The 17,251-nt window shown below is 62.4% G+C and carries 19 protein-coding genes and 1 pseudogene; 6 read left to right on the top strand and 14 right to left on the bottom strand.

Annotated features, from left to right (window positions below):
- Positions 1-15: 15 nt before the first annotated feature.
- Genes Mame_RS23120 through Mame_RS23090 form a run of 7 tightly spaced genes read right to left on the bottom strand, consistent with a single transcriptional unit; the run spans position 16 to position 5,816 of the window.
- Positions 16-729, bottom strand: coding sequence for an ABC transporter ATP-binding protein (locus Mame_RS23120; protein WP_018063920.1), 714 nt, complete (start codon positions 727-729; stop codon positions 16-18).
- Positions 719-1,495: an ABC transporter ATP-binding protein gene (locus Mame_RS23115; protein ID WP_018063919.1), complete on the bottom strand. Its 777-nt coding sequence runs from the start codon at positions 1,493-1,495 to the stop codon at positions 719-721. Before Mame_RS23115 ends, Mame_RS23120 begins: the two co-directional genes overlap by 11 nt.
- Positions 1,492-2,466, bottom strand: a complete 975-nt coding sequence (locus tag Mame_RS23110) for a branched-chain amino acid ABC transporter permease (RefSeq protein ID WP_210162233.1) — start codon at positions 2,464-2,466, stop codon at positions 1,492-1,494. Before Mame_RS23110 ends, Mame_RS23115 begins: the two co-directional genes overlap by 4 nt.
- Positions 2,463-3,326, bottom strand: a complete 864-nt coding sequence (locus Mame_RS23105) for a branched-chain amino acid ABC transporter permease (protein ID WP_018063917.1) — start codon at positions 3,324-3,326, stop codon at positions 2,463-2,465. Before Mame_RS23105 ends, Mame_RS23110 begins: the two co-directional genes overlap by 4 nt.
- A 58-nt stretch (positions 3,327-3,384) precedes the next feature.
- Positions 3,385-4,554 (bottom strand): ABC transporter substrate-binding protein, encoded by a 1,170-nt coding sequence (locus Mame_RS23100; RefSeq protein WP_018063916.1) that lies wholly within the window; start codon positions 4,552-4,554, stop codon positions 3,385-3,387.
- A 33-nt stretch (positions 4,555-4,587) separates the two neighbouring features.
- Positions 4,588-5,445, bottom strand: a complete 858-nt coding sequence (locus Mame_RS23095; protein WP_018063915.1) for an alpha/beta fold hydrolase — start codon at positions 5,443-5,445, stop codon at positions 4,588-4,590.
- Positions 5,442-5,816, bottom strand: a complete 375-nt coding sequence (locus Mame_RS23090) for a hypothetical protein (RefSeq protein ID WP_018063914.1) — start codon at positions 5,814-5,816, stop codon at positions 5,442-5,444. Before Mame_RS23090 ends, Mame_RS23095 begins: the two co-directional genes overlap by 4 nt.
- A 118-nt stretch (positions 5,817-5,934) precedes the next feature.
- On the opposite strand from Mame_RS23090, the gene Mame_RS23085 reads away from it, so the two are divergent.
- Genes Mame_RS23085 through tcuB form a run of 4 tightly spaced genes read left to right on the top strand, consistent with a single transcriptional unit; the run spans position 5,935 to position 10,252 of the window.
- Entirely contained in the window at positions 5,935-6,891 is a 957-nt protein-coding gene (locus Mame_RS23085) for an SMP-30/gluconolactonase/LRE family protein (RefSeq protein ID WP_210162232.1), read from the top strand.
- The gene (locus tag Mame_RS23080) at positions 6,891-7,772 is read left to right on the top strand and encodes an NAD(P)-dependent oxidoreductase (RefSeq protein ID WP_018063912.1); all 882 of its coding nucleotides are present in this window, start codon (positions 6,891-6,893) and stop codon (positions 7,770-7,772) included. Before Mame_RS23085 ends, Mame_RS23080 begins: the two co-directional genes overlap by 1 nt.
- A gap of 4 nt (positions 7,773-7,776) precedes the next feature.
- Positions 7,777-9,162 carry an FAD-dependent tricarballylate dehydrogenase TcuA gene (gene tcuA / locus Mame_RS23075; RefSeq protein WP_018063911.1) on the top strand — a complete coding sequence of 462 codons (1,386 nt, stop codon included), beginning with the start codon at positions 7,777-7,779 and terminating at the stop codon, positions 9,160-9,162.
- Positions 9,152-10,252, top strand: a complete 1,101-nt coding sequence (tcuB, locus tag Mame_RS23070) for a tricarballylate utilization 4Fe-4S protein TcuB (protein WP_018063910.1) — start codon at positions 9,152-9,154, stop codon at positions 10,250-10,252. The genes tcuA and tcuB overlap by 11 nt, the downstream gene beginning before the upstream one ends.
- A gap of 59 nt (positions 10,253-10,311) precedes the next feature.
- Here tcuB and Mame_RS23065 read toward each other — a convergent pair whose 3' ends face one another.
- The 3 genes from Mame_RS23065 to Mame_RS23055 are packed head-to-tail and all read right to left on the bottom strand — an operon-like array spanning position 10,312 to position 12,379.
- On the bottom strand, positions 10,312-10,710 hold the full coding sequence (locus tag Mame_RS23065; protein WP_018063909.1) for a Zn-ribbon domain-containing OB-fold protein: 399 nt from the start codon (positions 10,708-10,710) through the stop codon (positions 10,312-10,314).
- Positions 10,707-11,873: an acetyl-CoA acetyltransferase gene (locus Mame_RS23060; RefSeq protein WP_018063908.1), complete on the bottom strand. Its 1,167-nt coding sequence runs from the start codon at positions 11,871-11,873 to the stop codon at positions 10,707-10,709. Before Mame_RS23060 ends, Mame_RS23065 begins: the two co-directional genes overlap by 4 nt.
- A 5-nt stretch (positions 11,874-11,878) precedes the next feature.
- The gene (locus Mame_RS23055) at positions 11,879-12,379 is read right to left on the bottom strand and encodes a 3-hydroxyacyl-CoA dehydrogenase family protein (RefSeq protein WP_018063907.1); all 501 of its coding nucleotides are present in this window, start codon (positions 12,377-12,379) and stop codon (positions 11,879-11,881) included.
- A 68-nt stretch (positions 12,380-12,447) separates the two neighbouring features.
- On the opposite strand from Mame_RS23055, the gene Mame_RS23050 reads away from it, so the two are divergent.
- Positions 12,448-12,927 carry an acetate--CoA ligase family protein gene (locus tag Mame_RS23050; protein ID WP_079921035.1) on the top strand — a complete coding sequence of 160 codons (480 nt, stop codon included), beginning with the start codon at positions 12,448-12,450 and terminating at the stop codon, positions 12,925-12,927.
- Positions 12,928-13,082: 155 nt separating this feature from the next.
- A pseudogene (locus Mame_RS23045) lies at positions 13,083-13,841 on the top strand (IS5 family transposase).
- Positions 13,842-13,859: 18 nt separating this feature from the next.
- Here Mame_RS23045 and Mame_RS23040 read toward each other — a convergent pair.
- Genes Mame_RS23040 through Mame_RS23025 form a run of 4 tightly spaced genes read right to left on the bottom strand, consistent with a single transcriptional unit; the run spans position 13,860 to position 17,243 of the window.
- Positions 13,860-15,173 (bottom strand): TRAP transporter large permease, encoded by a 1,314-nt coding sequence (locus Mame_RS23040; RefSeq protein ID WP_018063902.1) that lies wholly within the window; start codon positions 15,171-15,173, stop codon positions 13,860-13,862.
- A complete protein-coding gene (locus tag Mame_RS23035; RefSeq protein ID WP_018063901.1) occupies positions 15,170-15,733 on the bottom strand; it encodes a TRAP transporter small permease subunit in 564 nt (187 codons plus the stop codon). The genes Mame_RS23040 and Mame_RS23035 overlap by 4 nt, the downstream gene beginning before the upstream one ends.
- A gap of 13 nt (positions 15,734-15,746) precedes the next feature.
- A complete protein-coding gene (locus Mame_RS23030) occupies positions 15,747-16,820 on the bottom strand; it encodes a C4-dicarboxylate TRAP transporter substrate-binding protein (protein WP_018063900.1) in 1,074 nt (357 codons plus the stop codon).
- Positions 16,821-16,844: 24 nt separating this feature from the next.
- Positions 16,845-17,243, bottom strand: coding sequence for a YciI family protein (locus tag Mame_RS23025; protein WP_026173322.1), 399 nt, complete (start codon positions 17,241-17,243; stop codon positions 16,845-16,847).
- Positions 17,244-17,251: the final 8 nt, after the last annotated feature.

Raw genomic sequence — 17,251 nt, 5'->3', positions numbered from 1 at the left:
GAGGTATTCCCTTTCTCAGATACCAAGATAGGCAGAGCGGATGGCAGGACTGTCGAGCAGTTCGCGCCCGGTTCCGGTCATGGTCACTTGACCGGTTTCCAGAACAATTCCGGTTTCTGCGAGCGACAGCGCCATATTGGCGTTTTGTTCGACCAGCAGCACAGTCATGCCGAGATCGCGGTTGATTTCGGTGATGATCTTGCCGAGTTCGGCCACGATGATCGGCGCGATGCCGAGCGAGGGCTCATCGAGCAGCAGCAATTTGGGCTGCGCCATCAGCGCCCGGCCGATCGCCGCCATCTGCTGTTCCCCGCCCGAAAGCGAACCCGCCATCTGGCGATGACGCTCGCGAAGCCGGGGGAAATAGCCATAGACACGCTCCAGCATCTCGCGGCTCGCCTTGGCGTCGGAGATGGTGTAGGCGCCCATCTGCAGGTTTTCCTCCACGCTCAGGCGCGCAAACAGCCGACGCCCCTCGGGCGACATGGCAACGCCGCGCTTGAGCGCGTCACCGGGACGCGGGCCGACGGTCTCGCCGCCAACGCTGATGGTTCCGTCCGTTGGCGTCACCAGACCACAGATCGATTTCAACACCGTGCTCTTGCCGGCGCCATTGGAACCGACAAGTGCTGCGATCTGCCCGCCGGGCACATCGAAGCTGACGTCGTGCAGGGCCTCGACCGGTCCGTAGCTGACATTGAGGCCCTTGATGGAGAGCTCACCCGACATGATCTTCAGCCCCCAGATATGCTTCGATAACGCGCGGATCATTCTGCACCGCGTTCGGCGCGCCCTCCGCAATCTTCTCGCCGTGGTCGAGCACGACGATATGGTTGCAGACCCGCATGATCAGACGCATGTGATGTTCCACGATCAGAACCGAGACCCCGAAGCGCTCGGTGAGCGTGCCGAGCATGCCGCCGAAACGGTCAACCTCCTCGGGGTTGAGGCCGGCTGCGGGCTCATCCAGCAGCAGCAGCGCCGGGCGGGTTGCAAGCCCGATCGCAACGCCGAGCCGCTTCTGATGGCCGTAGGCGAGCGTGCCGGCAATGCGATCGGCATGCGGGCTGAGTTCGAGCGCGTCCATGACGTCTGTTACGACCGCCTCGGCGGACTCCAGCGCACGCCGCGCCGGCGCGCCGCCAAACAGCATCGGCACGACGCCGAGCGGATAGCGAAGCAGGGCGCTTCTAAGAATGTTCTCGCGCACCGTTGCCTTCGGAAAGGTGGTGGCCGACTGGAATGTTCGCGCCAGACCCAGTTCGACCAGCTTGTGCGGTGCCAGGCCGGTGACATTCTTGCCCTCGAACAGCACCGCGCCGGAGGTGGCGGGAAACGTGCCGGTGATCAGGTTGAAGCAGGTTGTCTTGCCCGCGCCATTGGGGCCGATCAGTCCGGTGATCTCGCCTTTCGCCGCCTCGAAATTGACGTCGGTCAGCGCGGCCAGGCCGCCGAAGCGCTTGGAGAGGTTTTCAAGTTTCAGGATCGGAGTCATGACTGTTCCCTCCCCTTTCCGGCAAGCCTCTTGGGCAGGCCTGCCAGCCCTTCCGGGAGGAAGCGCAGCACGACGATCAGGACGACGCCATAGATGATGTGCTGGTATTCCTGGGCGCTGCGCAGAAATTCCGGCAAGGGCGTAAGGAAGATCGCGCCGACAAGCGGGCCGGCCAGCGCCAGCCGTCCGCCGGTCACCAGAATGATCACGTAGGAGACCGAGAGCTGAAAGCCGAAGCTTTCGGGCGAAATGAAGCCGATATAATGCGCCATGATCGCGCCGGTGAAGCCGGCAATCGCGCTGCCGATGACGAAGGCGGTATTCTGGGTGCGCGCGGTTGGAATGCCGGAAGCTTCCGCAAGTTCGAGATTTTCCTCGACGGCGGCGAAGCGACGTCCAAGCGGCCCGCGCCTGATGCTCCACAAAAGCGCCATCACCAGCGCCAGCATGGCGAGCGCGAAGACATAGACGGACTGCTGATCGCGCAGGACCAGACCGAAGAGCGATATCTTCGGAATGGCGGCAATGCCACTCGAGCCGCCCGAAACCGACGGGAATTCCAGCATCACCAGGCGGAAAAGTTCATTCAGAGCAAAAGTGATCAGCACGAAATAGACGCCGCGCAGACGCAGCAGCGGGGTGCCGATGACATAGGCGATTGCGCCGGTGACCAGCGCCGCAAGCGGCAGGCCGACCACGAAGGGCACGCCAAGGCGCATGACCATCAGCACGCAAGTATAGGCGCCGATGCCGACGAAAGCGCCATGCGCAAGCGAAAGCTGCCCGACCCAGGCGATCGTCCCCAGGCCCGCCGCCGCCATGGCGCCGAGACAGATCATGATGGCGATATGAAAGTGGAAGACGCTGCCCGTGAACCACGGGATCGACGCCAGCGCGATCACGGCAACGGCAAAGGCAATGCCATTCGCGTGCCCTGTGCTTTGCGGTTTGGAGGTGGCGATATCCATCATGCCTCACCCCGCCCGAGAATGCCTGACGGACGCAGCAGCAGGACGCCGACCACAAGCGCGAATGTCACGATGTCGGCGGCGGACGCGCTGATGAAGGAACTGACGAAGCTTTCGATCAGGCCCAGCAGGATGGCGGCAAGGGCCGCGCCCGGGATCGAGCCGAGGCCGCCGAGAATGACGACGATAAAGGCCTTCAGCAGCGGCGTTGCGCCGATGAAGGGCGACACGCCGAAAAGCGGCGCCATCAGCCCGCCGGCAACGGCGGCAAGCGCCACGCCGAGACCGAGGCCGAGCGGATACATGAGCTCCAGCCGCACACCGTAAAGCGTCGCCACCTGCTGGTCCTGGACCAATGCCCTTAGACCGCGGCCAAACCTTGTATGCATCAGCAGGAAATAGAAGCCGATCAGGATCACCACGCCGACGCCAAGGGTCAGCGCGCGCGATTTCGGAACAATCAGCGCGCCCCAGCGGAACACGCCCGACACCATCGACGGAAAGGCCTGCGGGTCTGGACCAAAGAACAGCAATGCGCCGTTCTGAAGGATCATCGCAAGCCCGAGCGAGGCGATCATGCCCGACAATTCGTCGGAGCGGAACGGTCGGAACACCAACCGCTCGGTGAGCGCGCCTAGCAGAACGGCCAACCCGACCGTCAGGGCGAGGGTCACGGCATAGGGCAGACCGAGCCAGGTTACTCCGATCAACGCCATGAAGGCGCCGATCATGTAGAATTCGCCATGGGCGAAGTTCACGACCCGCATCACCCCGAAGACCAGTGTGAAGCCGATGGCCATCATCAGGTAAAGCGTACCCAGGATGATGCCGTTGATCAGCGATTGCGCAATAAGAAAGCTCAAGGAAGCGGCCTTTCGTCAAGAAATCCGTGCGGCGATCCCGCCGCACGGAACGCTTTTGCTATTCGCAGCCCGATGTGGTGCAGGAGGCAACGATCTCTTCGTTGCCATCCTCGACGCGCGCGATATAGAAGGGCGAATCGAGCTGATGGGCGATGCCGTAGCGGTCCTCGCCGGTCCAGTTCATCGTGCCGAGCACGCCCTCATAGTCGGAGATGTTCTCGAGCGCGGTCTTGACGGCCTCGGTGTCGTCGACGGTGCCAGCCTCTTGCATCGCCTTGAACAGCATTTTCGTGCCGTCATAGAAGAATGGCGAGAAGCCGTTCATTTGATCGCCATAGGTGTCGACGTAGCGCTGCTGATAGGCGGTGGCGGTCTCGATTGCCGGATTGAAGGCCGAGTGCACGAACATGCCGTTGGTGGCCGCCTTTCCGGCGACATTCACGATCTCCTGCGTTGCGGGACCGCCGGTGCGGATGATCACGCCCTCAAAGCCGATGTCGCGAGCCTGCTGCACGATCTGGCCGGCGGTCACGGGCGAGTTGCCGTCCAGCTCGATCGCATCCACGCCCTGGGCGACGATGCGGGTCAGAAGCGGAATGAAGTCCACGCGGTCGCGCTCGAAGAATTCCTTGGCAGTCAGTTCGGCGCCCGCCTTCTTATAGGCTGCGGCGATATCCTCGGCGATCGCCTCGCCGGTTTCGTCATTCGGGAACAGCGCGCCAACGGTCTTTATGTTCTGGTTTTCGACCAGCCAGTCGATCTGCGGCTGTGCGACTTCGGCGGTCGTCGGGTTCGGCCGGAACGTATAGGGCTTTTCGGGCGACAGGGCCTGCGCCGTGAAGCCGAGCGTCATGGTGATGACCTTGTTTTCCTCGGTGATCGGCTGGATCGCCAGAATGGGCGCGGAGCCGACCGTGCCGATGATGTATTTCACCTTGTCCTCGAACACGAGACGGTTTGCGGCGGTGACGGCCTCGTTCGCCTTGTAGGCGTCATCATAGGCGATCACCTCGACATGATATCTGGTGCCGCCGACATCGAGCCCGCCATCCTTGTTGACGTCCTCGGCTGCCAGTTCGGCAGCGCGCAGCATGCCGTTGCCCCAGCTTGCGCCCGCGCCGGACTGGGTCACCAGTGCGCCGATCTTAAGCGTCTGTTCCTCAGCCATCGCCGGCGATGCGACCATGGCAAGCACCGATACGGTGGCCAGAATTCCTGTCAGTCTCATGATTGAACCTCCCTGTTAATCATAGTGTGGTCATTACCGGCTTGCCGGCGTTGCAATCTCATCCAGAACAGGCCGCAGATAGGCGGCGAACTGCTCGTAATTCTCGCTCATCGGAAAATGCCCCAGCCGTTCCATCACCACGGCCTTGCAGCCGGGAATGGCGTCGGCGGTGGCAAGGGTATCCTCGGGACGGCAGGAATAGTCGTACTCGCCAGACAGCAGCCATAGCGGGCATTTTTCGGTATCAATGTTCGCGATCGTGTCGCGCAGATCGCCATCGACTCGGTAGAACCACAGGTCGCCCTTGAAGATGCCCGGCCCACCCTGCATGTAGTGCCACAAGGTCTCATGCCGGTCAGCGTCCGGCCCGCCGGGCGCGATCAGCCCGGAGATCAGCGCGGCGCAGACTTCGCCGCCATGCACGTCAGAACGGTGCAGCCAGTCGGTGTCGTACCAGGGGTCCTGCCAGGCCGCGCCCTGCGCGCCGATCAGACCGCGAAACCGCTCCGGACACTCGGCCGCAAGCTGCAGCACGATCCGCCCGCCGATCGAGCAGCCGAGCACAACCGGTCGGTCGAGTTCGAGCGCTTCGGATACGGCAAGAATAGTGTCGACATAGGCACGGGTGGAAAGCCTGTATTCCTCATTCTGGAAGTCCTCGGGCGGGCTCGACTTGCCATGCCAGGGCATGTCGAAGGCGATGATGCGAAATCTGTCGGTCACACTCTCGTCGAGCAGCAAATCGCGGTACTGGCGACCGTCGGCGCCTGCCGTATGCAGGCAGAGCAACGGAATGCCCTCCCCCGCCTCCTCGATATAGACGCGGTGCGCGCGGCCGCCGATATCGAGCCGGAGGTAACGTCCGGTGATGGGATCGAAAACGGCTGTCACGACACCCTCCTCGGCAGCGCCAGTATATCCTTCACCACCTGCAGATGCCGCATCAACGGCAGGAAATTGCCCTCTATGACGAGGCGTCCGTGGCGTCGCATCCCGAATATGTCGGCGGAATTGGGGCTTGGCATCTCTTGCCAGTGATCGAGAAAGACGTCCGCGGCACCTCTGAACGCGATATCCCAGCCATCCATCGGGCCATCAGCCGACGCCACGCACAGCGTGCCGCGATCCAGGATCAGACGACGCGCCTGATCGCCCGCCTGCAGCAGGATCGTGATCTCGGCCCGCGCCGCGCGCCGAACCAGAGATGGTTCGTCGGCAAACAGCGCCGGTATCCGCTCGATGATGTCAGCGATCGTGCCCACGCAACCTCCAAATTCCACTAGGCAGACCGATAAGTCCATTCGAGAGACCATTTGTCAAGACATTTTTGTTGCGCTAGACAGAACTATCGGTCTATTTTGAAATCGAAGAGGAGATATGATGGACTCGACCCATTCGCCGAAACTGACCTTCAATGACGTCCGCCCGATCGGCGCCGGGCTCAACCGTCCGGAATCGGTCCAGGTGCTTGGTGACGGAAGACTTGCCGTTTCGCATCGCGGCAGAGGCGTCAGCTTCGTTACGCCTGATGGCGAAGTCTCCACGCGCGGCCCGGAACCCGCGCTGGCCAGCGGCGAGGAGATGATCCCGAACGGCATCGCCCCCCAGCCCGATGGCAGCTTCCTGATAGCCAATATCGGCGAGGGCGGCGGCATCTGGAAGCTGTCTGCGGATGGCGAACTGACCCCGTATCTGATGGAGGTCGATGGCGTTTTTCTCGCAGCCGCAAATTTCGTAATGACGGACGAAAAGGGCCGATGCTTCATCACCGTCAGCACGGTCAGCCGCCCGCGCTTCGCCGCCTATACAGACACGGTGCGCGACGGGCTTGTCATCATCAAGGACGAACACGGCGCCCGGATTCTAGCGGACGACATCTGTTTTTCCAATGAATGCCGGCTAACGCCCGATGGCAGTGGCCTGATGGTCTCGGAGACCTTCTCTCGCACCATCACGCAATTCGATCTCGGGCCTTCCGGCTTAAGCAACCGCAGAACCTTTGCCGCCTTCGGACGCGGCGATTTTCCCGATGGCATCCGGTTCGATCGGGAAGGCTATCTCTGGGTGACCTGCATCGTCAGCAACCGTCTGTGGCGGATCACGCCGGATAGGCAGAAGACGCTTGTTCTCGAAGATTGTGATGCCAGCTGGGTCGACACGGTCGAGACCGCGCTTTCCGAAGGCCGGATGGGCCGCGAACACTTCTACGAGGCCGGCAACAGCCGTCTCGGCAACATTGCCAGCATCGACTTTTCCGCCAACGGCGAGACCGCCTATCTAGGCTCGCTTTGCGGACACTCGATCATTTCAATACCGACACGACAAGGATCCCGATAATGACTGCCCCCCTGATCGGCTTCGCCGGACTCGGCGTGATGGGCGAACCCATCTGCCGCAACATGCTTCAAAAATCCGGCGCGGAGGTCCGCGTGTTCGATCTCGCGGACGCGCCCGTCGACAGGCTCGTCGCGCTTGGCGCCAAAAAGGCGGAGAGCGTCGCCGCGCTCGCGGCCGAAGTGGACATCCTCTTCCTCTCTCTGCCCGGCGGTCCTCAGGTCGAATCCGTCATTCTCGGCAAGGATGGCGTTCTGGAACACGGCCGAAAGGGCCTGACGGTCGTCGACATGTCGACCGCACCGGTGAGCCTGACGCGTACGATCGACAACAAGCTTGCCGAACGCGGAATCGACTTCGCCGATGCCCCGGTCGCGCGTACCCGCCAGGCAGCGGAAGACGGAACGCTTTCGATCATGGTCGGCGGTAGCGACGCGGTGTTTGACAGGATACGCCCGCTGCTCGCCCATGCCGCAACCGACATCACTCATTGCGGCCCGGTCGGCTGTGGACAGGTGGTGAAGATCCTCAACAATATGGTGCTGTTCGAAACCGTTGTCGCCCTGTCCGAGGCGCTTGCGCTCGGCAAGGCCGCGGGCGTCGATCCGGACCTTTTGTTCGACACCATGTCGAAAGGCTCCGCGGACAGTTTTGCGCTGCGCAACCACGGCATGAAGGCAATGCTCAAGGATAGCTACCCCAAGGGCGCCTTCCCGACCGACTATGCCCTGAAGGATGTCAGCTACGCGCTCGATCTCGCCGCGTTCACCGGCTTTCGGGCCCATGGCGCGGAACTGGCGCAGGCGCGGATGGAAAAGGCCCGCGATGCCGGCTTCGCGCAGGAATATTTTCCTGTCCTTTCCCGCCTGATGGACAAGGTCTGAGCCGATGGCGGACTGGGATGTCCTGGTCGCTGGCGGCGGCAATGCGGCGCTTTGCGCCGCGATCGCCGCAGCAAGACAAGGCCGACGGGTGCTGGTGGTGGAGGCCGCTCCGAAATTCTACCGGGGCGGCAATACCCGCCACACTCGCAACATGCGCTGCGCTCATGATGAGGCGACCAGCACGCTGACGGGTCCCTATTCCGAAGACGAGTTCTTCGAAGACCTGATGCGCGTGACCGATGGCAACACCGACGAAGCGCTGTCGCGGATGATGATCGCGAAGTCCAAGCCGATGCTCGGCTGGATTCAGCAGCAGGGCGTGCGGTTCCAGCCCTCGCTCGGCGGGACCATCAGTCTTGGCCGCACCAACTCCTTCTTCCTCGGCGGCGGCCGGTCGATGCTGAACGCGCTCTATCGCACCGCCGAAGGGCTCGGTGTCGAGATCCGCTATGAGCATGAGGTGATCGGACTCGACATACGCGAGCGCCGTTTTCATGCCGCAACGGTGCGCAGTCGTGACGGCGAGGAGGTCATTCGGGCCGCCGCCTTCGTCGCCGCCTGCGGCGGATTTCAGGCCGATATCGACTGGCTCAAGCAAGGCTGGGGCGAAAAGGCCGAGAACTTCCTCATTCGCGGCACGCCCTATAATCGCGGCACTGTCACGCGCATGCTGATCGATAGCGGCGTAATGCAGATCGGCGACGCCAGCCAGTGCCATGCGGTGGCCATCGATGCGCGCGCGCCGCGCTATGACGGCGGCATCATCACCCGGCTCGATTGCGTGGTGTTGGGGGTGGTGGTGAACACCGCCGCCGAACGCTTCTACGACGAGGGCGAGGATATCTGGCCGAAGCGCTATGCGATCTGGGGCCGGCTGGTGGCAAACCAGCCCGACCAGAAGGCGTTCATTATCTTCGACGCGCCGAATATCCCGCGTTTCATGCCATCACTTTACCCGCCGATCTCGGCCCCCTCCCTTCGGGAACTGGCGTCAAAGCTTGAACTCGATCCGGATGTCTTCGAGCGGACCATTAACGAGTTCAATAGCGCCGTTATCGACGGCAAGCCCTTCGATACCAATGCCAAGGACGGCAATACCACCGAAGGGCTTGCGATCAACAAGACCAATTGGGCGCAGCGGATCGAGACCCCGCCCTATTATGCCTATCCGGTGCGCCCGGGCATCACCTTCACCTATCTCGGCGTGAAGGTCGACCATGACGCGCGCATGGTGATGGCCGATGGTGCGCCTTCCGACAACCTGTTCGCCGCCGGCGAGATCATGGCGGGTAATGTGCTCGGCCAGGGCTATGCCGCGGGCATCGGCATGACCATCGGCGCGGTCTTCGGACGTATCGCGGGCGAGGAGGCCGCACGACATGTCGCATGAAACCCCGGCGCTCACCGAAGCCGACAGGCTGATGACCGTCTGCAACTCCTGCCGCTATTGCGAAGGGCTGTGTGCGGTCTTTCCGGCCATGGAAATGAAGCGATCCTTCAGTGATGGCGATCTGAACCATCTCGCCAATCTCTGCCATGGCTGCGGTGCCTGCTTTCATGATTGCCAGTTCTCCCCGCCGCACGAATTCAATGTCAACGTGCCGAAAGTCCTGGCGCAGGTGCGGACCGAAAGCTATGCGCATTACGCCTGGCCGGCGGCGGCGCGCCCGCTGTTTGCCCGCCATGGCCTGGCGCTGGCGCTGGGGTTGACGGTGAGCTTCGCCCTGTTCCTGCTCGGCATCGTTGCCGCCAACAATCCGGGCGCATTGTGGACGGCCCATCTGGAAGACAGCCGCTTTTATGCGCTGATGCCGCACAATGCGATGGTCGCCCTGTTCGGTGCTGCCTTCCTCTACATGCTGTTTGCGATCTTCATGGGCGCACGCGCCTTCTGGCGGGATGCCGGCGCGCCGGATCTTCATGTCGGCGATCACCTAGAGGCGTCAGTGAATGCGGCGAAACTCACCTATCTTGACGGCGGTGGGCAGGGCTGTTTCAACGAGGACGACAAACCCACCGACCGGCGCAGGCTCTGGCACCACTTCACCTTCTACGGCTTCCTGCTGTGCCTGGCGTCCACCTCGCTTGCCACGCTCTATCACTACCTGCTGGGCCGCGAAGCGCCCTATGCCTGGTACGACATTCCCGCCCTTCTCGGCATTGCCGGCGGCATTGGTCTGGTGATCGGGCCGATCGGCCTGATCCATGCCAAGCTGACCCGGCACGAGGCGCTGCGCACGCCAGGCTTCAAGAGCATGGAATACGGCTTCATCGTGATCCTCCTGGTGACCGGGGCAACCGGACTCGCGCTCAGGCTCCTCGGTGAAACGCCGCTTCTGGGGCTCCTTCTCGCCCTTCATCTCGGCGCGGTGCTGACCTTCTTCCTGACCATGCCCTACGGCAAGTTCGTCCACGGTCTCTACCGCTATCTCGCGCTCATCCGCTATGCGCGCGACAAGCGTGAAATCGGTCTCGGTTGAAGACAACAAAAAAAGCAGGGGCGGTTTACCGTCCCTGCTGCCTTTTCCTTCCCGGAAAACTATGCCGGCTCAAAGAACGGCAATGGCGGACCGTCTCCCTGCGGCGCGAAATGCACCTTGACCGGATCATCGATCCGCAAGGTTTCCGGCGTATCGGTCAGCACCCGCGTCATCATGCGAGGCCCCTCCTCCAGCTCCACGATCGCGACGGCGAAAGGCAGGTCGTCGCGGAAGGGCGCGGTCGAGCGATGGACGATCGTCAACGCGTGAATGCGCGCGCAACCGGAAACGCAGACCCAGTCAAGTTCGTCCGACATGCAATGCGGACAGACCAGGCGCGGATAGAAGACGTGCTCATTGCATCCGGCGCATTTCTGGATTTTCAGAACGCCCTCGGCGGCCGCGTCCCAGAAGGGAGCGGTTTCGGCGTCGGGGCTGGGGACCGGCTTGCTGCTCATCGGCGCGGCTCCTTTCCAAGGATCAGGGTTGACCCGGCAGAGAGCGCCCCGCCGGTTCCATGGACAAGCGCCAGATCGGCGCTCACCTGACGGGCATCCGCCTCGCCTCGAAGCTGGCGAACGGCCTCGACGATCAGGAATATGCCGTACATGCCGGGATGAGTGTAGCTCAGGCCGCCGCCCTGCGTATTCATAGGGAAGTCGCCCTTTGGCGCTATCCGTCCGCCCGAAACGAAATCGCCGCCCTCTCCCTTTGCACAGAAGCCGAGATCCTCGAGCGTCATCAAGGCGGTGATGGTGAAGCTGTCATAGATCATGGCCAGATCCATGTTGCTGGGCATAAGCCCCGCACTTTTAAATGCTGCCGGACCCGTGCGGGCGGCGGGCGTCACGGTGAGATCGGGCATATTGGCAATGGATGAATGGGTGTGGGTCTCCGCCGATCCCCACAGCCAGACGGGCGGCTGGCGGGCATCGCGCGCCCGATCGGACCGCGTGACGACAACCGCGCCGCCGCCATCGGTCACGAGGCAGCAATCGAACTTGCCGAGAGGGCTGGCGATCATCGGGGCGGAAAGAACGTCCTCGACGGTGAGATCCTCGTGTCGCGGCGCTGCGGGGTTCAGTTGCGCCCATTTGCGCGCGGCCACGGCGATGTCGGCCAACTGCGCGCGGGTTGTGCCGTACAGATGCATATGCCGTGAGGCCGCAAGCGCATGGGCGCCTGTCATCATCGGCAATCCGAAAGGCGTCTCGAACTGCGAGGCGGCAAGCCACGGATCTGTTCCGCCGCCAAATCCGGCGCCGCCGCTGCGCTGGGTCGAGCCGTAGGTGATCAGACAGGTGTTGCAAAGCCCCGCATCGATCGCGAATGCGGCATGCTGCACATAGGCCTCGAACGAGCAGCCGCCCAACGACGTGGAGTCGCTGTAGCTCGGCATGATGCCGAGATATTCCGCAACCTGCACGGACGGCATGCGCGTGCCCCGCGAGGAGCCGATCGACAAAACGCCGTCAACCTCAGCCAGGCCGATGCCGGCATCGTCCAGCGCCCGTTTGGCTGCCTGCGCGTGCAATTGCATTTCGGTGCGATGCGGAAGAACGCCGACTTCGCTTTCGGCCACCCCCGCAATCGCCACCGCATCCCTGAAATTGGCTCCCACCTTCGTCAGTCCTCCGTTTTTCCGTTCGATTGAAGGTCGGCGAAGCCCTGGTCGGCCTCAGCCAATCGCCGCAGCAATGGCGCGGGCTCCAGACGGCTTTCGCCGGTCTCATCCGTAAAGCCGTCGAGCGCGGCAACGATCCGGTCGAGCCCTTCGGCGTCGGCCCAGTACATCAGCCCGCCCCGCCAAGCGGGAAAGCCATAGCCATGCACATAGATGACGTCGATATCGGAAGAGCGGGCGGCAATACCCTCTTCCAGAATACGCGCGCCCTCGTTGACCATCGGATAAAACAGGCGCTCGCGAATTTCGTCCTGGCTGAAGCTGCGCTGACGCACGCCCAGCCGTTCCGCAACGCCCGCAATCACGGCATCGACCTCGGGATCCGGGATCGGCGTGCGTCCGTCTTCATAGCGATAATAGCCCTTGCCGGTCTTCTGACCCGGGCGGCCCATCGCGCACAGCGCATCGGCGACCGGTAGCTGATAGCCCTGGCTCTTGCGCACCAGCGCGGAAACATCGAGCCCGGCCAGATCCGCAGCCGGGCGGCGGATGTCCTGTCGAAGTCGGCGGCATCGTCCTTGGCCTGGAAACGCCCGGCGCTGCCGTTGCCGCCTATGAGCGGATGATCGGCGCGGTCGCCAAGGCCGCTCCCGACGCCCGGATCGACGGGGTCATCCTGCAGCACATGGTGCCCGAAGGCCTCGAAATCGTCATTGGCGCGCGCATTGATCCCGCCTTCGGGCCGCTCGTCCTGGTCGGTCTCGGCGGCGTGCTGGTCGAGCTGATGGCCGATAGCGTTACCGCGCCGGCCCCTGTCAGTCAGTCCCAGGCGCTCGATATGCTTTCAAAACTACGCGCCGCGCCATTGCTCGACGGCTTTCGCAATATGCCGCCGGTGGATCGCGATGCATTGGCGCGGATCATCGTTCGCGTCTCTGAATTTGCCACCGACCACGCTGACAAGATCGCGGAACTGGATATCAATCCCGTTATCTGCCATGGCAGCAACACCGTCGCGGCGGATGCTCTGATCGTGCTGAAGCGGACTTAAGCAGCCTTTTCGTTTGGGACTGGCAGCGCCGCCGGAATTGCGCAACGCGATCGGGACGCTTTATCCGATCGCCGAACTAGGATGTAGTGACAATTTAAGGTTTGTGGATTCCCTTTTGCTCAAATCAGATTCAACACTGACTTTTGGAGGTCGGTGTGGAAGGTGAAGTTCCTCGAGATGATCAGTGGGAACGTCTTCGTGAGTTTGTTCCTGGCGGGCGAAAGGGCAAACGAGGACCGCGCAGCGATGCCCGCCGTTTCTTCGATGCCATTCTTTGGCTGGCGCGCTCGGGTGCGCGCTGGCGCGACCTGCCGGAAGACTGTTTCGGCCAGTATCAAACCGTCAAGCGACGGTATTACCGGTGGATCAAGCAAGGCTGTTCGACCGGATCTTCGAGGCAGTCGCGACGAACCCTGACACGGAATGGCTCGCCATAGACGCCACCATCGTTCGCGCACAGGCCCAGGCCTCTGGCGGGCGACGAAAAGGGGCGCGCAAGCTCAGGCTCTCGGGCGTTCGCGTGGAGGCTTTGGAACAAAAATCCACGCCGTGATCGATGCGCTCTGATTGCCGATCCGCTTCGAACTTGGCCCCGGGCAGCAAAACGATATGGCGCCCGCCTTTGAGCTCATCACCGGATTACACGCTGACAAGGTTCTTGCCGACCGGGCCTATGACGCCGCCCGCCTGCATGACATCATTCTCGAGCAAGGCGGCGAACCGGTCATACCGCCCCGCCGCCACCGCAAATATCAGCATGAATACGACTGCGTCGCCTACAGGCAGCGATGGGGACTTGAAGGTTTCTTCGCCAAACTCAAGCAATGGCGGCGAATAGCCACGCGATTTGACAAGCTCAGGGGAACTTCCTCGGCTTCATAAAGAAGCCGTCAATCATGGCCTGGATCAAATAGTTAATTTGTCACTAAAGCCTAAAACCGTGCAAGCCAGGTCGCGATCGACGGAAAGGCGACGATTAGGGCGAGCGAGACCAGCATCGCGCCGACGAAGGGCATGGCGCCCCTGAAGATATCCGAGACCTTCAGCGACCGGTCCTCGACGGCTGTCTTGATGATGTAGACCGACAGGCCGAAAGGCGGCGTCAGCAGCCCGACCTCCACGGCCACCACCGTCAGCACTCCGAACCAGATGAGATCGAATCCGGCGGCTTCCGCGACCGGCAGCGCAATCGGCAGCAGGATCAGCATGATTGAGATGGAATCGATCAGGCAGCCAAGCGCGATGATCAGCAGCAGATAGAGCAGCAGGAAACCATAGGGGCCGATCGGACCGGAGAGCAGGGTTTCGGCGAGGAAACGCGGCATGCCGGAAAGCGCCAGCATGCGGCTGAAAAAGGTCGCGGCCAGGATCAGGAACAGAACCGAGACGGTAATCTGGCCGGTCTCCACCAGCAATCGCCAGAACGAGCGCGGCGTCAGCGAGCGGCGCAACAGCGCGATCAGCAAAGCGCCCAGCGCCCCGGCAGCGCCCGCCTCCGTCGGGTTCAGAAACCCGCCATAGAGACCGCCGAGCACCAGAACCATCAGGAAGACGATCGGCACGGCCTTTCGAACGAGCGCCAGCCAGCCGATGTCCTCCTCCTCCAGCACCGGCTTTTCCGCCGTGAAGACGAAATCCGGCTTCAGCCATGCCAGCAGGAATATGGTGGCCGAGAAGGCGATGGCGAGCAGGATGCCCGGGCCAACGCCCGCGAGAAACATCCGGCCCACCGATTCCTCGGCCAGCACCGCATAGACGATCATCAGCAATGACGGCGGGATCAGCATGCCGAGGACGGACGAGCCGGCAACCACGCCGGTGGCAAATTTGGCGGTATAGCCATGGCGCGTCATTTCCGGCACGGCGACCCGGCTGAAGACCGTGGCGGAGGCGATAGAAACCCCGGTAATGGCGGCAAAGACGGCATTGGCGAACACGGTCGCGATGCCGAGCCCCGCCGTGATCCGCCCCATCAGCTTCTGGAACACGTCGAACGTATCCTTGCCGACCTTCGAGACGGTCACCAGAAGCCCCATCAGCACGAACAGCGGCACGATGGCGTAAAGATATTCCCTGAGCGAATTGTTGGCGACCGCGCCGAGCATGCGCATGGACACGACCTCGCCGCGAATGGCCGAAACGCCGACAAAGGAAACGAACAGCATGCTGATGCCGATCGGCATGCCGAGATAGATCAGCACCAGCAGGCCGGCGATCGCCAGACCTCCGATTTCAAGCGGACTCATGGTCGCTCCCCGGCTTTGACAGAGGCGGCTAGGTCCCCGACCGCCCGAAACAGAAACTCGCATGCGGCAACAGCGACCCCGAAAACGATGAAGGCGCGGAACGGCCAGACCGGCAGCGTGGCAATGCCGGAAACGCCGATATACTCCCCCGATGTCCAATCCTTCTGAAGGATCAGAAAGCTGGACCATGCTATCAGGCCAATCATCGCCGCGCCGGTCAGGTTGAAGAGCGCCGACAGGATGCTGCCGGCCACCGGCCGTTTCAGCCTGAAGCCGGGGAAGAAAATCTCGGTGCGCGCCAACCTGTCGGCGCGGATGGTGGTGGCAAGCTGAAGCGAAACGATCATCACCAGCAAAAGCGCGCCAAGCTCTGAGACCAGCGGCAGCGACGAGCCCAGCAGGTTGCGCATCACGATATCGGCGGAGATGACCAGCATCAGCACCAGAATGAGCACGGTTCCGAGCGCGGCGAGACCGTCAACGAGGATCTGCCACGCCCGGGTCAGGGCGTTCGGAGAGCGCCCGCCGGGCTGGCGGGCGTTTTCTGTTGCGGACGACATATGCGCGCGCCGCCTACTGGTCCCAGTCGCGCATGGGCGTTTCACCGCGCTCGCGCAGGCCGTCCATATAGGCGCTCAGGAATTCGCGTGCGGGAAGTCCCTGCGCTTCCAGGTTATCCGCCCATTCGCCGGCAAGATCCGGCAGCATCGCAACCCAGGCCTCGCGCTCTGCCTCGGGCATTTCCACCAGCGTTACCGGCGGATTCTGGTCCGCGCCCAAGGCAACCATGTCCGTAAGGGCTGCCTCATGGCCTTCCAGCAACTGCTTGCCGTGGGCCGCGGTGTAATATTTGCCGGCCTCGATCATCGCGTCCTGAACTTCTTCCGGCAGCGTATCCCAGACATCGCGGTTGATCGCGATCGCGCCAGAGAATGACACGGCCGCATCGAAGCGGTTGAGATAGGGCGCGACCTCATAAAGCTTTGCCGGCTTGGCGCCGAGCGCGAGCGTCAGCACGCCGTCGGAAACGCCTGTCTGGATGTCGGTGTAGAACGTGGTCAGCGCACCGTCGACAGCATTGGCCCCGGTGCCTCGCAGCCAGGTGCCGAGCACGCCGGGCGCGGAGATCTTCATGCCGTCGATATCGGCAATGCCCTCGATCGGCTCCTTGGTATAGATGTCGTACATGTCGGTTCCGGTCAGGCCGAGAACCTTGAGGTTATATTGCTCCCACTCCTCGCGGAAGGCCTCGTTGTTCTCCATCAGATCCTCCATCACCTCAAGCTGAAGCTGCGGATTGGCGGTGGAGAACGGCGCATAGCTCGTGGCCTGGCTGAGCGGCAGTTTGGCCGGCTCCAGCAGCGAGAACACCCAACCGATATCGGTGATGCCTTCTTCAACGGATGAAAGCGTGGCATTGGCCTTGTAGAGCTGGCCGCCGAATGCCTCGTTCCAGTTGATCTTGTAGTCGCCGGTCTCGGCGAGGATTTCATCGGTCTTCGCCATGAAGTGGGTCTGGATCATGCCCACCCACGGGATCACCGTCGGATGGCTGGAAGCCACTGTCAAATCGATGGTTTCCTGCGCCAAGGCCGCCGAAGGTATCGCCAGCATGACGGCCGTTGTCAGTCTGAGAAAGTTACGCATATTTGCTCCTCCCGAAAGATGCGTTCAGTCCATCACGAATGTCTGTGTCGAATAGTCGAGCCGGATCGAGACCCGCCCCTCATTGATCATCCAGGGACGCACCCTGAAACGTCTGGCACCCGCCTTGTGCATCGGGTCGTTGCGGGCGATCTCGACCGCGGCATCGGCATTTTCTGCCCGGATGACCACCATGCCCTCGCCTGCCCAGCGCTCGCCATCGTCGGAGAAGAGCGGACCTGCGGCATAAAGCACGCCATCCCTTTCCAACCCGACTTGGTAGGCCAGGTGCGCCTCCATGTTTTCAAAGACCGGTCCCATGCCGTTCGTCGCTTCGGTGAAGATGGCGAACAGCTTTTTCTGCAGCATGGCCTTGCTGGCCTCCATTACGGCTGCTGCCGGAACCGTCTCTTCTGTCTCTTGCATGCCGGTCA

The organism is Martelella mediterranea DSM 17316, from assembly GCF_002043005.1.
Classification (GTDB): domain Bacteria; phylum Pseudomonadota; class Alphaproteobacteria; order Rhizobiales; family Rhizobiaceae; genus Martelella; species Martelella mediterranea.
Note: the sequence above shows the minus strand (reverse complement) of the source record. Positions and strands in the feature narration are given on the sequence as shown.

Coding starts and splice junctions, on each gene's coding strand:
- Mame_RS23120 (WP_018063920.1), bottom strand. CDS start 729: ATGTCGGGTGAGCTCTCCATCAAGGGCCTCAATGTCAGCTACGGACCG.
- Mame_RS23115 (WP_018063919.1), bottom strand. CDS start 1,495: ATGACTCCGATCCTGAAACTTGAAAACCTCTCCAAGCGCTTCGGCGGC.
- Mame_RS23110 (WP_210162233.1), bottom strand. CDS start 2,466: ATGATGGATATCGCCACCTCCAAACCGCAAAGCACAGGGCACGCGAAT.
- Mame_RS23100 (WP_018063916.1), bottom strand. CDS start 4,554: ATGAGACTGACAGGAATTCTGGCCACCGTATCGGTGCTTGCCATGGTC.
- Mame_RS23085 (WP_210162232.1), top strand. CDS start 5,935: ATGGACTCGACCCATTCGCCGAAACTGACCTTCAATGACGTCCGCCCG.
- Mame_RS23080 (WP_018063912.1), top strand. CDS start 6,891: ATGACTGCCCCCCTGATCGGCTTCGCCGGACTCGGCGTGATGGGCGAA.
- tcuA (WP_018063911.1), top strand. CDS start 7,777: ATGGCGGACTGGGATGTCCTGGTCGCTGGCGGCGGCAATGCGGCGCTT.
- tcuB (WP_018063910.1), top strand. CDS start 9,152: ATGTCGCATGAAACCCCGGCGCTCACCGAAGCCGACAGGCTGATGACC.
- Mame_RS23065 (WP_018063909.1), bottom strand. CDS start 10,710: ATGAGCAGCAAGCCGGTCCCCAGCCCCGACGCCGAAACCGCTCCCTTC.
- Mame_RS23040 (WP_018063902.1), bottom strand. CDS start 15,173: ATGAGTCCGCTTGAAATCGGAGGTCTGGCGATCGCCGGCCTGCTGGTG.
- Mame_RS23035 (WP_018063901.1), bottom strand. CDS start 15,733: ATGTCGTCCGCAACAGAAAACGCCCGCCAGCCCGGCGGGCGCTCTCCG.
- Mame_RS23030 (WP_018063900.1), bottom strand. CDS start 16,820: ATGCGTAACTTTCTCAGACTGACAACGGCCGTCATGCTGGCGATACCT.
- Mame_RS23025 (WP_026173322.1), bottom strand. CDS start 17,243: ATGCAAGAGACAGAAGAGACGGTTCCGGCAGCAGCCGTAATGGAGGCC.